15 protein-coding genes and 2 pseudogenes are annotated in these 15,600 nt (G+C 40.7%); 13 read left to right on the top strand and 4 right to left on the bottom strand.

The window, feature by feature from the left end; translation table 11 throughout:
- Positions 1–5: 5 nt before the first annotated feature.
- Positions 6–230 (bottom strand): mother cell protein YfhS, encoded by a 225-nt coding sequence (gene yfhS, locus JOC74_RS20610; RefSeq protein WP_053602130.1) that lies wholly within the window; start codon positions 228–230, stop codon positions 6–8.
- A gap of 89 nt (positions 231–319) precedes the next feature.
- Between yfhS and fabL the strand changes: the two genes are divergently transcribed.
- From fabL to JOC74_RS20560, 10 genes and pseudogenes are all read left to right on the top strand, one after another.
- Complete coding sequence (fabL, locus tag JOC74_RS20605) at positions 320–1,072, top strand: enoyl-[acyl-carrier-protein] reductase FabL (RefSeq protein WP_053602131.1); 753 nt, start codon at positions 320–322, stop codon at positions 1,070–1,072.
- Between the two features lie 90 nt (positions 1,073–1,162).
- Positions 1,163–1,306, top strand: a pseudogene (locus JOC74_RS20600) (gamma-type small acid-soluble spore protein); the annotation flags it as partial.
- 173 nt (positions 1,307–1,479) lie between these two features.
- Positions 1,480–1,737 carry a YgaB family protein gene (locus tag JOC74_RS20595; protein WP_053602133.1) on the top strand — a complete coding sequence of 86 codons (258 nt, stop codon included), beginning with the start codon at positions 1,480–1,482 and terminating at the stop codon, positions 1,735–1,737.
- Positions 1,738–1,879: 142 nt separating this feature from the next.
- On the top strand, positions 1,880–2,410 hold the full coding sequence (gene ntdP, locus JOC74_RS20590; RefSeq protein WP_053602134.1) for a nucleoside tri-diphosphate phosphatase: 531 nt from the start codon (positions 1,880–1,882) through the stop codon (positions 2,408–2,410).
- A 91-nt stretch (positions 2,411–2,501) separates the two neighbouring features.
- On the top strand, positions 2,502–4,244 hold the full coding sequence (locus JOC74_RS20585) for an ABC transporter ATP-binding protein (RefSeq protein WP_211086307.1): 1,743 nt from the start codon (positions 2,502–2,504) through the stop codon (positions 4,242–4,244).
- Positions 4,245–4,711: 467 nt separating this feature from the next.
- Complete coding sequence (locus tag JOC74_RS20580; protein WP_053602136.1) at positions 4,712–5,722, top strand: ABC transporter ATP-binding protein; 1,011 nt, start codon at positions 4,712–4,714, stop codon at positions 5,720–5,722.
- A pseudogene (locus JOC74_RS20575) lies at positions 5,688–6,470 on the top strand (ABC transporter ATP-binding protein); the annotation flags it as partial. The gene JOC74_RS20580 and the pseudogene JOC74_RS20575, both read left to right, overlap by 35 nt.
- Positions 6,471–6,523: 53 nt before the next feature.
- Positions 6,524–8,122, top strand: a complete 1,599-nt coding sequence (locus JOC74_RS20570) for an ABC transporter substrate-binding protein (RefSeq protein ID WP_053602138.1) — start codon at positions 6,524–6,526, stop codon at positions 8,120–8,122.
- A 77-nt stretch (positions 8,123–8,199) separates the two neighbouring features.
- Positions 8,200–9,201 (top strand): ABC transporter permease, encoded by a 1,002-nt coding sequence (locus JOC74_RS20565; protein ID WP_053602139.1) that lies wholly within the window; start codon positions 8,200–8,202, stop codon positions 9,199–9,201.
- Positions 9,202–9,210: 9 nt separating this feature from the next.
- Positions 9,211–10,107 (top strand): ABC transporter permease, encoded by an 897-nt coding sequence (locus JOC74_RS20560; protein ID WP_053602140.1) that lies wholly within the window; start codon positions 9,211–9,213, stop codon positions 10,105–10,107.
- A 38-nt stretch (positions 10,108–10,145) separates the two neighbouring features.
- On the opposite strand, the gene JOC74_RS20555 is transcribed toward JOC74_RS20560, so the two are convergent.
- Both JOC74_RS20555 and JOC74_RS20550 read right to left on the bottom strand, forming a co-directional pair.
- Positions 10,146–11,207 (bottom strand): FUSC family protein, encoded by a 1,062-nt coding sequence (locus JOC74_RS20555; protein ID WP_053602141.1) that lies wholly within the window; start codon positions 11,205–11,207, stop codon positions 10,146–10,148.
- A gap of 173 nt (positions 11,208–11,380) precedes the next feature.
- Complete coding sequence (locus JOC74_RS20550; protein WP_053602142.1) at positions 11,381–12,667, bottom strand: glutamate-1-semialdehyde 2,1-aminomutase; 1,287 nt, start codon at positions 12,665–12,667, stop codon at positions 11,381–11,383.
- A 120-nt stretch (positions 12,668–12,787) separates the two neighbouring features.
- On the opposite strand from JOC74_RS20550, the gene bcp reads away from it, so the two are divergent.
- Together bcp and perR are read left to right on the top strand one after the other, a co-directional pair.
- Positions 12,788–13,261 carry a thioredoxin-dependent thiol peroxidase gene (gene bcp / locus JOC74_RS20545; protein ID WP_053602143.1) on the top strand — a complete coding sequence of 158 codons (474 nt, stop codon included), beginning with the start codon at positions 12,788–12,790 and terminating at the stop codon, positions 13,259–13,261.
- A 142-nt stretch (positions 13,262–13,403) separates the two neighbouring features.
- A complete protein-coding gene (gene perR, locus JOC74_RS20540) occupies positions 13,404–13,841 on the top strand; it encodes a peroxide-responsive transcriptional repressor PerR (RefSeq protein ID WP_053602144.1) in 438 nt (145 codons plus the stop codon).
- Between the two features lie 73 nt (positions 13,842–13,914).
- On the opposite strand, the gene JOC74_RS20535 is transcribed toward perR, so the two are convergent.
- Positions 13,915–14,262, bottom strand: coding sequence for a YgzB family protein (locus JOC74_RS20535; protein ID WP_053602145.1), 348 nt, complete (start codon positions 14,260–14,262; stop codon positions 13,915–13,917).
- A gap of 164 nt (positions 14,263–14,426) precedes the next feature.
- Here JOC74_RS20535 and JOC74_RS20530 point away from each other — a divergent pair, with 164 nt between their 5' ends.
- Positions 14,427–15,308, top strand: coding sequence for a nucleotidyltransferase-like protein (locus JOC74_RS20530; protein ID WP_053602146.1), 882 nt, complete (start codon positions 14,427–14,429; stop codon positions 15,306–15,308).
- Positions 15,309–15,600: the final 292 nt, after the last annotated feature.

The following is a 15,600-nucleotide window of genomic DNA, read 5'->3' as shown; positions in this document are numbered from 1 at the left end:
CCTGCCTAATCAAATGTTATCGACGTACCGTGGGTATAATCTGCTTCATTTCTGTGAAGCCCGCCTCTTTCCTCGATTTCATTTATAACTTCCTTGTAGATCATTTGCCCTTCTTGGTTCAGATAAGGCATAATTTGTTGGAAGGCATGATGAAAGTAAGCGAGCTCCGTGTCCTTCCAATCCTTTTTAGATACCATTGTTAACTCGCTGAAGTCACGTCCTACATACACGGTGAATAGCCTCCCTGAATTAATACATTTTTTCAGGCTTATTTTAAACGGACACGAATGTAAATATACTTTTTAGGAGATGTGTTTTTATGGAAGAAAGAAAATGTGCTCTTGTAACTGGCAGCAGCAGAGGAGTTGGAAAAGCCGTTGCATTGCGTTTGGCTGCAAAAGGATATAATATCGTTATCAACTACGCGAGAAGTAAGAAAGCTGCACTTGAAACAGCTGAGGAAATTGAAAAGCTGGGTGTAAAAGCATTAGTTGTAAGAGCAAATGTCGGTCAGCCCGAAAAAATAAAAGCCTTGTTCGAAGAGATTGAAAATGAATTCGGCAGGCTTGATGTTTTTGTCAACAATGCCGCTTCAGGCGTTTTGCGCCCCGTGATGGAACTTGAAGAAAGCCACTGGGACTGGACGATGAACATTAATGCCAAGGCGCTTCTTTTCTGCGGACAAGAAGCGGCAAAGCTAATGGAAAAAACGAGCGGCGGTGCTATTGTCAGCATCAGCTCACTCGGATCGATCCGTTATTTGAAAAACTATACGACTGTCGGCGTCTCCAAGGCGGCTCTAGAAGCTTTAACGAGATACTTGGCAGTAGAGCTATCTGAAAAAAATATCGTCGTCAATGCCGTATCCGGCGGTGCAATCGATACAGATGCCCTGAAATCTTTTCCGAACAGGGAAGAGCTTTTGGAGGATGCGCGCAACAATACGCCGGCAGGACGAATGGTTGAAATCGAAGATATGGTTAATGCCGTTGAATTTTTGATTTCCCCTCAGGCTGAAATGATTCGCGGGCAAACAATTATTGTTGACGGCGGCAGATCGATGCTTGTCTGATTTTTTTAGAAATCATGTATAGCCTGATTGTCTCCTGCGCAAATTAATCTTTGTGGAGGTGATATAACGATGGCTAAACAACAACAACCAAGCAAAACTAACGCTCAACAAGTTAAAAAACAAAACCAAGCTGCTGCACAAGGACAAGGACAGTTTGGTACTGAATTTGCAAGTGAAACAAATGCTCAACAAGTAAAGCAACAAAACCAAAAAGCTGAACAAAACAAAAAATAAAGAGCAATTAAGAAAAAGCACTTCGTCATTCGGCTGAAGTGCTTTTTTTATATGACCAGAAAACATCTGACAAAACTTCTAAAAGTCCTACATAAAGCGTCAAAGGAATCGTGTCATGTATAACGAACTGAATAATAGGAAAGAAATAGGAGCGGTATAGGAGGAGGTAATACATGGCTGTTTTTGAAGAATTAGTGGGCAGGCAAATGAAGATTATGGATAAGCTGTTAGCATTGCAAAGTGATATTGAAAGGTGTCAGGAGTTTGAAAAAACATTAACGGCATTAGGAGAAATGGAAGAATTGGAAGCTTTGCAGAAGGAAATTGCTTGTAAAAAGAGGGAACTTGACGAAATTCAAGAATTATTTCAGAAACAGACTAAGCAAGTGATCATGACCTTTCAAAAGTTGGAGGAACCATCTTCTTTATAAGAAATAAACAGATATGCTGTTCCTAAACAAGGAATAGCTCTTTTATTTTCAATTTTTATTTTCTAAAGTTATAATAGGAAAAAGAAGGTGCCAAAAAAGAATCGAAGCAACTGGTTTCATAGAGAAAGAAGGGGAGGAAAAAATGGCTTTTCCCAAGGAAGGAGAAACCATACAAATTCATAGCTTTAAACACAATGGACGCATTCATAGAATATGGAGTGAAACAACAATATTAAAAGGGTCGGAAAACTGTGTCATCGGTGGAAATGACAGAACAACTGTGACTGAAGCTAACGGGAGAACCTGGATAACAAGGGAGCCGGCAATCTGTTATTTCCATGCCCATCAGTGGTTCAATGTAATAGGCATGCTTAGAGAAGATGGTGTTTATTATTATTGCAATATAAGTTCACCGTTCGTGTATGAAGAAAATGCCTTAAAATATATCGACTATGATTTAGATGTAAAGGTATATCCTGATATGACTTACCATATTTTAGATGAAGATGAATACAGTGACCATAAAACTGCAATGAACTATCCAAAGGAAATTGATGCGATCTTGAAAAACAATTTAAATACTCTGCTGCACTGGATCCATCAAAGAAAAGGCCCATTTGCACCAGAATTTGTCGACATGTGGTACGAACGTTATTTGCATTATGCAAAATAGTCTCAGGGAAACCTGTTGTCCTTAGAACAACAGGTTTTTATCAGTGTAAAATTAGTTACTCACATACCATACAGATAGAGGAGGTTACCATGTGAGAGTCATTCGGCGTTATTTGGAATTTGTGAAACCATACAAATGGCAGATTGCCTTCACAATATTAATTGGCATTGTTAAATTTTCAATCCCGCTTGCCATGCCGTTGCTGCTGAAATATGTAGTGGACGATATCATTGGAGGAGACGGTTCAAGTTCTGGAAAAACGGCATCACTGCTGACAGTGATGGGGATTATGTTCGCTGTTTTTCTTATCTTGCGCCCGCCTGTCGAATATTATCGGCAATACTATGCTCAATGGACCGGCAATAAAATTTTATATGATCTAAGAAATTTATTGTTTGATCATATACAAAAGCTGAGTCTTCGCTACTATGCCAATACACGGGCAGGAGAAATTATTTCCCGGGTCATTAACGACGTAGAGCAAACGAAAAATTTCGTCATTATCGGATTAATGAACGTCTGGCTGGATATGGTGACGATCCTCATTGCTATCGTGATTATGCTCACTCTTGATGTGAAACTCACTTTGATTTCAATTATTCTTTTTCCGCTTTACGTGTTGTCAGTTAAATATTTTTACGGAAGGCTGCGAATATTGACGAGAGACCGGTCCCAGGCTTTAGCAGAGGTACAGGGCCATCTGCATGAGAGAGTTCAAGGAATGCCCGTGATCAGAAGCTTTGCCATTGAAGATTATGAGCAGAAACAGTTCGACGAGGAAAACAGAAATTTTCTAGATCGGGCAACGGATCATACGAGCTGGAATGCAAAGACGTTTGCAGTTGTTAATACGATTACAGATTTGGCCCCTCTAATTGTTATTGCCGTTTCAGGATACATTGTCATAAATGGAAATCTGTCAGTAGGAACAATGGTCGCTTTTGTCGGTTATATTGAACGAATGTACAATCCGCTTAGAAGGCTGATCAATTCATCTACAACTCTCACACAGTCGATTGCTTCAATGGATCGAGTATTTGAATTTATTGATGAGCCCTATGATTTGACAGACAAGCCTAATGCATTGAAGGCAGATCATATTTCTGGAGAGGTCGAATTTAAGGAAGTCTCGTTTCAGTATGACAAAAACGAAGCTCCTGTGCTGGACGGTCTGTCATTACACGTAAAAAGAGGAGAGACAGTGGCGCTTGTCGGAATGAGCGGCGGCGGAAAATCGACATTGGTCAGTCTTATTCCGAGGTTTTATGATGTCACATCAGGCAGCATTACGGTCGATGGGGTTGACGTCAGAGATTACGAGGCAAAAAGCTTAAGAAACCAAGTTGGAATGGTACTTCAGGACACCTTTTTATTTAGCGATTCTATTCGGTCGAATATTACAATCGGAAAGCCGGATGCTACAGAGGAAGAAATCATTGCTGCTGCTAAAGCTGCAAACGCCCATGAATTCATCAGTAAATTCCCCTTAGGCTATGATACGAAGGTTGGCGAACGGGGAGTGAAGCTTTCAGGCGGACAAAAGCAGCGTATCTCCATTGCAAGAGTATTTTTAAAAAATCCAACGATCTTGGTTTTGGATGAAGCAACGTCGGCACTCGACTTGGAAAGCGAGCATTATATTCAGGAAGCGATGGAAAAGCTGGCGATGGATCGCACGACTTTTATCGTTGCCCACAGATTATCAACGATTACTCATGCAGACAAAATTGTCGTCATTGAAGACGGGAAAATTGTCGAATCCGGTTCTCATGAAGAATTAATGAGAAAACCGGGAGCGTATCAGCACTTATTTACAATCCAAACATTAAATTAAAAACCTGAGTAATCAGGTTTTTTTTATCCCGCATTAACGGGCAGTAAGACCATCACCTAAAGGGTTATGAGTGTAAACAAGTAATCCTTCCTAGGTGAGGGATAACTTCCCGTAAAAGCTAGGGTTGGCTTCAACTAACAATCAGTGGGGGATGAATGTACGAAGGCTAATTACTTAGGCGTCCTGTGCGGGCGCCTTCACTAGCATATCCTAAGCGTCGAAACCCCACTGATTGAAGTTTACTTTATTTGGTGTTATATAAATATAGTTATTGACAAGATAAATTGCTTATAATAGAATATGAAAAAAATAGCGAAAATTCTTAAAATTTGAAATTGGTCGTCAGAATACCTTCCAGAACTCTACACTGATTTCATTGTTTTTGTATATTATTTTAATACAGGGTTGATTGAAAGAGAGGCGAAAGCTAATACATAGTCAGATTGGCATACAAAGAGGTGGTAAATTTGACCGCGGAAAAAGTCATTGAAGTGAAAAGCCTATCTGCAGCATTTGGAAAAAAGAATAAGCTGACTCAGGTAGTTAAAGATGTATCGTTTAGTGTAAACAAAGGTGAGATTCTGGGAATTGTCGGAGAATCAGGATGCGGGAAGAGCGTAACCTCATTATCAATGATGGGGTTAAATCAGCAGATGACTGTGACGGGACAAGTTCTTTTTGGGAAACAAAACCTGCTTTCTTTAAAAGAGAAACAATGGAGAAAAATCCGCGGCAATGAATTCTCAATGATATTTCAAGAACCTATGACTTCATTAAATCCCCTTTTTACAATTGGAGATCAGTTAACAGAATCAGTCACCATACATAAGAAGATCTCTAAAAAGGCTGCTCAGCAAAAAGCGGTAGAAATGATGGAAATCGTTGGTTTGCCAAGACCCGCGCAGCTATTAAAACAATACCCCCATGAATTATCCGGCGGAATGAGACAAAGGATTATGATCGCTATGGCCCTAATGTGTGATCCTAAGATGCTGATTGCCGATGAGCCGACAACAGCACTCGATGTGACGATTCAAGCGCAAATATTAAAATTGCTGAAGCAAATGAATGAACAGCTCGGGACAGCAATTATGCTCATCACGCATGATCTGGGCGTTGTCCTGAATGTGTGTCAAAGGGTAGCGATTATGTATGCAGGACGGATTGTAGAGGAAGGCGATGTAAAAACGATTTTTAAGCATCCGAAGCATCCATATACGCAAGGGCTTTTTCAATCTATACCGACGTTAGAGAGCAAGAAGAAAAAGCTCTATTCCATAGAAGGAAACGTCCCGAAGCCAGGATCGATAAAAAAAGGCTGCACATTTGCGCCGAGGTGCCCGTTAAGCTTTGATCGCTGCTTCCAAGCGGAACCACCTCTATATAAAGCGGATACAGGACAATTGGCACGCTGTTTTCTTGTTGAAGAAGGAGGCGAGCAGCTTGAAAAAAGAATTGCTGAAGGTACAACATCTTAAAAAATATTATTCGGCGAAAAAACCCATTTTCAGCAAGGCAAATCAAGACATCAAAGCACTGGATGATGTATCATTTTCCGTTTATGAAGGCGAGACTCTCGGAATTGTGGGAGAATCCGGTTCAGGAAAGTCGACACTTGGAAAAACCATCTTGCGTTTAACCGAAGCGACAGCGGGTGAAATCGTATTTTCAGACAAAAAACTGCTCGATCTGAAACAGAATGAACTCCGAACGATGAGGAGGCATTTTCAAATGATCTTCCAGGATCCTTATGCTTCTTTAAATCCACGGATGAGAATCAAGGACATATTGGAAGAACCGCTCATTGTCCACAAAATCGGTACAAAGGAAGATCGAAAACAACAGGTGGCAGAGATGCTTGATGTTGTCGGCCTAGGTTCTGGCTTTGGAAATCGCTATGCCCATCAGTTCAGCGGCGGGCAGAGGCAGCGCATCGGGATTGCGAGAGCGCTAATTATTAGGCCGAAGCTGATTGTACTAGATGAACCAGTTTCGGCGCTGGATGTGTCTGTTCAGGCGCAAATTTTGAATTTGCTCGCTGACCTGCAAAAGAAATTCTCACTTACATATTTGTTTATTTCTCATGATTTAAGTGTCGTCAAATATATTAGCGATCGAGTGGCGGTCATGAATAAAGGGAAAATTGTTGAATTAAAGGATTGCGAGGAGCTTTATGAATCTCCAGAGCATCCATACACAAAAACGTTATTGGCTGCTGTACCTGTCCTGGAAATAGCAGAGTAGCAGTTCATTATACAAATAGGAAAGGGGAAAAACGAATGGGAAAAAAGCTTGCAATCAGCTCGGTAATACTCGTATTCATACTTAGCATTGCTTTGCTCGGCTGCTCAAGCGGCACTGGCGGTAACGAGAGCAGCGGCCAGAATAATGAAAAGAAAACATTAATTTACGGAAGGGGCGGAGATTCAACTTCTCTTGACCCGATTACAACGACTGAAGGCGAAGCATTTAAAGTTACTCAAAATATTTTTGAAACACTATTAGAATATGGTGAACAAGACACTACGATCCAGCCTGGCCTAGCAAAAAAATGGGAAGTGTCAGATGACGGATTAACGTATACGTTTGATTTGGAGGAAGGCATAAAATTCCATGATGGAACAGATTTCAACGCAGAAGCAGTAAAGTTTAACTTTGACCGCTGGATGAACGGGGATGAAGAGAAGTTTCCTTATTATACGATGTTCGGCGGCTATAAAAAAGACGAAGGACACGTCATTAAAGAAATTAAAGTACTCGATGACTACAAAATTCAATTTATTTTAAAACGGCCTCAGGCTCCTTTCTTGAAAAACCTGGCTATGTCTCCGTTTGGAATTGCCAGCCCTGCTGCAATCGAGAAATCCGGTGATAAGTTCCGCGAGCAACCAGTCGGCACCGGTCCGTTTAAATTTGTGGATTGGAAGCCAAATGACAGGATTACAATTGAAAAAAATGAAGACTACTGGGGAGAAGGCGCAAAGTTAGATGAAATTATTTTCAGGTCAATTCCTGAAAACTCTGCCCGCTTAAATGCATTGCAAGGGGGAGAAATTGACATTATGGACGGCGTCAATCCTTCAGACCTAAAAACCATCGAGTCAAATCCGGACCTTAAGAAGCTTGAACGTCCGTCAATGAACATAGGTTATCTTGGATTTACTGTTAACAAAGAACCGTTTAATAACAAGCTTGTACGCCAGGCGTTGAATTATGCGGTGAACAAACAGGAAATCATCGATTCTTTCTATGGAGGCCTTGCTGAACCGGCAAAAAACCCGCTTCCTCCGTCCTTGGAAGGGTACAACAACGATATTGAGGAATACCCTTACGATCCTGAAAAAGCAAAGCAATTGCTAGCAGAAGCAGGATATCCTGACGGCTTTGAGATGGATTTGTGGGCGATGCCTGTACCAAGACCTTATATGCCTGACGGAATGAAAATTGCTGAAAAAATACAAGCTGATTTTGAGAAAATTGGTGTGAAAGCTGAGATTGTCACATACGAATGGGCTACTTATCTTGATAAGCTTACTAAAGGGGAAGGCGAAGCCTATCTTCTTGGCTGGACCGGTGATAATGGAGATCCGGACAACTTCATTTACACTCTTTTAGATAAAGACAGCATAGGCGGCAATAACTATTCCTATTACAGCAATGATAAACTGCATGATATTTTAATTAAAGCACAATCTGACCCTGATCAACAGAAACGTAATGAATTGTATATGCAAGCCCAGGAAATTATCCATGATGAATCTCCTTGGGCGCCTCTTGTTCATTCAACGCCAATCCTGGTGGCAAGGTCCAACGTTGAAGGATATATGCCGCATCCAACAGGATCCGAACCATTGACAAAAGTACAATTTAAAGAATAAATACATGAGAAGGGAGGAAAGCTTCTCCCTTTTTTCGTTTTTCTCATGCTTAAAACTTAAAAAGCGCGGTGATAGATTTGCTTTCATACAGTTTAAAACGAATAGGTCTGCTCCTGCCCGTATTATTCGGAATGACGCTTGTTGTATTTTCGATCACCCGGCTGATTCCGGGAAATCCGGCCCAGGTCATATTAGGCCAGAGGGCAACTAAGGAAGCTATTGAAGAACTGAGCATTCAGTTAGGGTTAAATAATCCATGGTATGTACAATACGGAAATTATATTATGGATCTTTTAAGAGGTGATCTTGGCACCAGTATAAAAACAAAAGCAAGCATATCAGAGGAAATGATGCCTTATTTGCTTGCTACCATTGAGTTAACTGCTGCAGCAATGATTTTAGCCGTTATTATAGGAGTAAATGCCGGCATTATCAGTGCCTGGTTTCGAAATTCATTTTTTGATTACACATCAATGGTTATCGCATTAATTGGCGTTTCCATACCGATTTTCTGGCTGGGACTAATGATGCAATGGTACTTTTCCTTGCAGCTTGATTGGTTTCCGATTACCGGGAGAGAGAATGTCAGGGATCCAGTCCAATCGATTACCGGCCTGTATTTGATCGATACACTGGTTCAAGGAAGATTTGATCAATTTGTTGAAGTACTCAGGCACTTAGTGCTTCCAAGTGCAGCGTTGGCCACGATACCTACTGCGATTATCGCCAGAATCACAAGGGCAAGCATGATTGAAGTTATTCAATCCGACTATATGAGAACAGCGCGAGCCAAGGGAGTAAAAATGGTCGTAGTGATTTACAAGCATGGGTTGAAAAACGCAGTTATACCCATATTGACCATCATTGGGTTGCAAACAGGGTTATTACTTGGAGGCGCGATATTGACAGAGACGATATTTGGCTGGCCGGGAATTGGCAGATACATTTATGAGGCGATCGGTGCCCGCGATTACCCTGTCATTCAATCCGGTATTTTGGTCATAGCGACGATTTTTGTCTTGATTAACTTCATTGTCGATCTTTTATATGCTTTGATTGACAAACGAATTACATATTAGGGGGTAATTATGCAGCCTACTGTTGAGAATCAGAAGATCCCTGTTTCGATTGAAAAAGATGAACGTCTGATCATTGGGCATATGAAACAATTTTTTTCTAACAAATTAGCTTTAGCCGGTACGATTCTTGTGGCATTTTTTGTCCTGCTCGCGATTTTTGCTCCTTTTATTGCACCTTATGGACTTAATGAGCAGATAATGGCCAATCGTTTGCAGCCGCCTTCTGGAGAGCATTGGTTTGGAACGGATGATTTTGGGAGAGACATTTTTTCACGAGTCGTTTATGGGGCAAGAATCTCGCTATGGGTTGGATTCTTATCCGTATTGGGTTCAATGATAGTAGGTACTTTGCTTGGCGTCATTGCCGGCTATTTCGGCAAATGGATTGATATAATCATTTCGAGGATATTTGATATTATGCTTGCATTTCCAAGCATTTTGCTTGCGATCGCAGTTGTTGCAATCTTGAGGCCTTCTTTGGAAAATGCTCTGCTCGCCATCGCGATCATAAATATTCCTACGTTTGGCCGGCTCGTTCGATCAAAAGTGCTTAGTGTGAAAGAAGAAGAGTATGTACTTGCAGCAAGATCAGTGGGTATGAAGCATTCCCGTATTTTATTGCTTCATATATTTCCGAACAGCCTGTCGCCAATTATCGTTCAAGCGACGCTAGCCATCGGAACAGCTATCATCGAAGCAGCTGCACTTGGCTTTCTCGGACTTGGCGCAAAAGCCCCTGCCCCTGAATGGGGAAAGATGCTTGCAGACGCTAGATCTTTCCTTGTTCAAGCCCCTTGGACGCTCATTTTCCCGGGGATAGCCATTATGCTTACGGTATTAGGTTTTAATTTGATGGGAGACGGATTAAGAGACACACTTGATCCGAAGATGAAGGATACACGATAAAGAAAAGGAGCGATAGGTTAACCTTCCGCTCCTTTTTCTCATACTTTAAGCTCGCTGTTCTTTGTATGGTAATTTTGATAACTCGAAAGCAGTATTTCCATATGTTCGAGATGCTCACGATAGTCGACAACACTTGCAATCACTAGCATTAGGCTTTCATTTATTGTGTCATCACCGTGGTTTTTGCGATGATTTAAAAAGGTAACGATATTATCTTTTTTCAGCAGGATGCTTCTTTCAATAATTTCTCTCGGTTTCGTAGATTTTATTTTTCCTGTGAGTGAGAGGAGAATCCGCTCGTGAATGAGAAGGAGATCCTCAATCTCTTTAACAAACGTTCTATTCATTTCCTCTGGCAAATCATGGATTTCATTCTCGAGCCGGTGTACTTTTTGTAACAGATCCAATGCCCGATTCGAGGTAGAAATGGAGTGTCTGAACAAAACCAGCTTCCTTGACTTAACAAAAGCTGCCCGTTTGGAATAGCTTCTTTCTTCTTTGTATCGCATAAAGAGCTGCTCCAGATCCACCATTTGTTCTTTCAGCTTTTCAATGTCTTCCTTTAGTACAGAATGCATCGTTGAATGGTTTGTTATATGTCTCGTCCACTTAATAATCTCCTCTGTTGTTTCAACTGTTGTTCGAATAAGCTTCGTTTCGTATTTCGGAGGGAAGAATAAAAAATTTACAACAAATGATGATAAAACTCCAATTGCTACAGCACTCGTTCTAAGAGCGGCATAATACAAAAAATTATCTCCGGGACTTTCCAAAATCGCAATAACTGTCACAAGAGTAATTGGAATGGTGTGCTCAATCTTCAATTTTAAATTCAAAGTAATGACGATAAGAGCTGTGAAACCAATAACGAGTGGACTTGGCCCAAATAGCAACCCAAAAGTTGTGGCCAGAACTGCCCCGATTACATTTCCTTGCAGCTGGTCAATGATCGTTAAAAAAGAACGATAAATTGTAGGCTGAATTGCAAAAATGGCCACTATTCCCGCCAACAGTGGATTGGGTATTCCGATTAATTGTGCTATCCAGAGTGCGAGCGTAATAGCAATTCCTGTTTTAAAAATACGGGCACCAAGCTTCATTAACTCGTTACCGTCCTTTCTCTAAGATATTTCTTTGAAATCTTAATTTTCCCTTAGCAAAGCGGTACTAAACAATAATGTAATATATAGTGTGCAAGGAGAAAATATACAAGATATTAAAAAAATAGCGGGGATCGGCTCCCCGCTTGATCAACGAAACCAAATTTTTTCCCTTAAAGCTCCTTAAAGGCATTTTTCACAGCAGCGAGTGTATGATCAATGTCTTCTTCTGTATGTGCGATCGTAAGGAACCAAGCCTCGTATTTCGAAGGCGCAAGGTTAATGCCTTGCTCAATCATGAGTTTGAAAAACCTTCCGAATTTCTCACCATCAGTGTTTTCTGCATGCTCGTAATTTTCAACCTTCTCGTTTGTAAAGTAAACAGTTAAAGCACCTTTTAGCCGGTTTATCGTGATTTCTGTTCCAGTATTACGCGCATGTTCTAATATTCCGCTTTCAAGCTTAGCGCCGAGACGATCAAGATTTTCATAAACGCCTTCTTCCTTTAATACTTCCAAGCACGCGATTCCGGAAAGAATAGAAGCCGGATTTCCAGCCATTGTTCCTGCTTGATAGGCAGGGCCAAGAGGAGCAACCTTCTCCATAATTTCCTTGCTGCCGCCATAAGCTCCGATTGGCAGTCCGCCGCCGATAATTTTTCCAAGCGCAGTTAAATCCGGTTTGACTCCCAATAAATCCTGAGCACCGCCGTACATAAACCTGAAGGCTGTAATGACCTCATCGTAAATAACGAGTGCACCGGCTTTATGAGTGAGTTCATTGACTGCTTCCAGAAAGCCTTCTTTAGGCTCGACGATTCCAAAATTCCCGACAATCGGCTCGACAAGCACTGCAGCAACTTCATCGCCCCATTTATCAAGCGCCGCTTTGTAGCTTTCTATATCATTGAAAGGGACGGTAATGACTTCCTTAGCGATATTTTTTGTCACACCCGCCGAATCTGGAGAACCTAATGTTGCCGGACCTGAACCTGCAGCGACGAGCACAAGGTCAGAGTGCCCGTGATAGCACCCGGCAAATTTGATTATTTTGTCTCGTCCTGTATAAGCTCTTGCTACTCGGATGGTGGTCATAACAGCCTCCGTACCGGAATTTACAAAACGTACTTTATCCATTGAAGGAATGGCTTCTTTCAGCATCTTTGCAAACTTAATCTCATGCTTTGTCGGTGCTCCGTAAAGAACCCCGTTTGCCGCTGCTTTTTGAATTGCTTCTGTAACATGAGGATGTGCATGTCCTGTAATAATCGGTCCGTAAGCTGCAAGGTAATCTATGTACTTATTGCCGTCCGCGTCCCAAAAATAAGCTCCATTCGCTTTTTCCATTGTGACAGGTGCTCCGCCTCCGACCGCTTTAAAGGATCTCGACGGGCTGTTTACTCCTCCTACGATGTGTTTAAGCGCTTCTTCGTGAAGCAATTCGGATTGCGTATGATTCATTGAATAGGACCTCCTGTTTAAATCTAGCCTCTATTTTAACATGCTGTTCAGTAAAAGTGTCTACAGTTGTCAGATCAGACGATTTTGGGTACGCTAATATAAAAGGGAGGCAAAGATGACATGAGTATTCAAATAGGTGAAAATGTGCCTGACATCGAGCTGGTAAATGAAAAAGGAGAAAACGTAAAGATTTCAGATTTAAAAGGGAAATATGTTGTGCTTTACTTTTATCCGAAAGATATGACCCCTGGGTGTACGACTCAAGCTTGTGATTTTCGTGACAGGGTTGAGAGCTTTTCAGAGCTTGATGCAGTTATCGTCGGGGTAAGTCCAGATGATCAGGGAAAGCATCAAAAATTTATAGAAAAGCACGATTTGCCTTTTACACTGCTTGTTGATGATGAGCATAAGCTGGCCGAGGCCTTTGGGGTTTGGAAGCTGAAAAAAAACTTCGGCAAAGAATACATGGGCATCGAGCGATCTACATTCCTGCTTGATAAGGAAGGAAAGCTAATTAAGGAATGGCGAAAAGTAAAGGTAAAAGATCATGTAGCTGAAGCGCTCCAGGAATTAAGAGAAACCGTTCAAGTGTGAAGGAAGCTAACTTTTCCAGTTAGTTTCTTTTTTACCATAAGGTTCGCAATAAAAATAATTGACAATAATTATTCCTAGGAGTTACACTAATTATAAACGTTATAATGTAAGAATTTCTTTTAGAAAAGAGGTGCATGACGGAATGGCTGAACATCATTTGAAAGAAGCCTTGGATACGTTGAAGGATACTGGAGTTCGTATTACTCCTCAACGTCATGCGATTTTGGAATTTCTCATAAATTCAATGTCTCACCCTACTGCTGATGATATATATAAAGCCTTAGAAGGCAAATTTCCAAATATGAGCGTGGCAACCGTTTACAATAATTTAAGGGTATTTCGTGAAACGGGTTTAGTTAAGGAGTTAACTTATGGCGATTCTTCTAGCCGGTTTGACTTTGTCACATCGAATCATTACCATGCGATCTGTGAAAATTGCGGTAAAATCGTTGATTTTCATTACCCCGGCCTTGATGAGGTAGAGCAGCTCGCATCCCACGTGACAGGCTTTAAAGTAACCCATCACCGTCTTGAGATATACGGAGTATGTCAAGAGTGCGAGAAAAAAGAAACCCATTAAAAAGCTGGTCGCTAACTATCTGCGAGCCAGCTTTTTTGCTGTCGAAAAGAAAGCGCAGCCAAAACAAGGCTGCTTATTTCATTTTTCGGTTATAATTTTCATCAAACTCTTTTCCTTCCAGGTTCTTATCCAATGTGAGCGGCTCTCTGCAATGCATGCACATATCCACCCGGCCGAGAATTTTCGTTTCCTTATTGCAGGACGGGCATATAACTTTGACAGCCCTTGTTGAAAGCATGCCGATCCAAAAGTAAACGGCCGTGCTCAAACAAATGGATAACAGCCCGAGCATCATAAGAATGGTGACGAGCCAAATGTTATTCATGAAAAAGAGTCCCACGTACATAATGATAAAACCCACGAATATTAAGCTTAAAGCAAACGTACGAATTTTATTAATTTTACTCGTATACTTTGCCATCTCTCATCCCCCTGATTTAAATATAACATATCCAAAATACAAAAGATTACAAAAAAAGTCTTGCGGAATTGCTGAAGTATTTGCGAAAATAAAGGAGTTTGTTTTTAGTTGTAGAAATACACAAAGAGCCCCTGAACACCATACATATATTGGAGGAATTGATTATGGAAAATATACTCCGTCCTATTTATCAAGAAAGAGCTAGTCATTCGGACACGTTAGCAGTTATTTTAATTGAAAGAAAAAATCAGACTTCACCTGCTACAGACAACTTTGATGTGGCATTGCTGGTCATTTCAAAAAAGTCCGAAGCGCCGATATTTGTTAAGCATTATGAATTTGAAGGGAAAACAGCTTCATTACATGTAGTGTCAGAATCTCAAATTCAGGAATGGATTTTGTTAGGCACAAATAGAAGGACTATTGATTGGATCATGAATGGCAAAGTTCTTTTTGACCGAAACGAATACGTTGCGAATTTAGTGGATTGGCTCTATACATTTCCTTTTTCTGACCGCAAAATGAAAATTGGGTTGGAGTATGGAAAACTGATAAGAAGATATATAGAAGGAAAAGCTTTCTTTGAATCGAAACAATTTTTGGACGCCTATAATTCGATTGTCCATGCGCTGCACCATTTGGCAAGAATTGAAGTCATTGATAAGGGGTTTCATCCTGAGGTAACAGTTTGGAATCAAGTTCGCCACATGGAGCCGCAAGTGTATAAGCTCTATCTAGAATTAATTGAAAGCAATGAAAGCCTCGAAAAAAGACTTGAATTATTATTTTTAGCAAGTGATTTTCTGATTCACAGTAAAGCGGAGGTCGGCTCTTCCTATATTCTAACGATCATGGAAGAAAAGCCGGTATGGCTTTTTGGAGAGCTTTTGGAGCATCCGGAATTAAAATTATTCATAACAGATTTGGGTGTGTTGATTGAATTTCTTGTCTCTAAAGGCTTCGTAGAAGTAAAAAGAATAGAAACAAAGGGACAGCATATATATCATAGAGGATATTCTGTAAAAAAAGGTGTTGACTCTTTTTAAATGCGATGGTATATTAATATGCGTCGCTGAAAAACAAAGTTGATTGCTTAAGTTGAGGCGGCAAAAAAACATTGAAAAAAGTATTGACTAAGATCTTTTGAAATGTTACATTAATAAAGTCGCTTCTGAAGCGAACGAATAATGATCTTTGAAAACTAAACAAGACAAACGTACCTGTTAATTCTAGATTTTGTTTTAAAAAATCGCATAGGCGACTATGCGTAGTCAGTCAAACTTTTATTGGAGAGTTTGATCCTGGCTCAGGACGAACGCTGGCGGCGTGCCTAATACA

This window comes from Bacillus capparidis (assembly GCF_017832095.1).
In the GTDB taxonomy this organism is placed as follows: Bacteria; Bacillota; Bacilli; order Bacillales; family Bacillaceae; genus Bacillus; species Bacillus gobiensis.
This window is presented reverse-complemented; position numbering and strand designations above follow the sequence as displayed.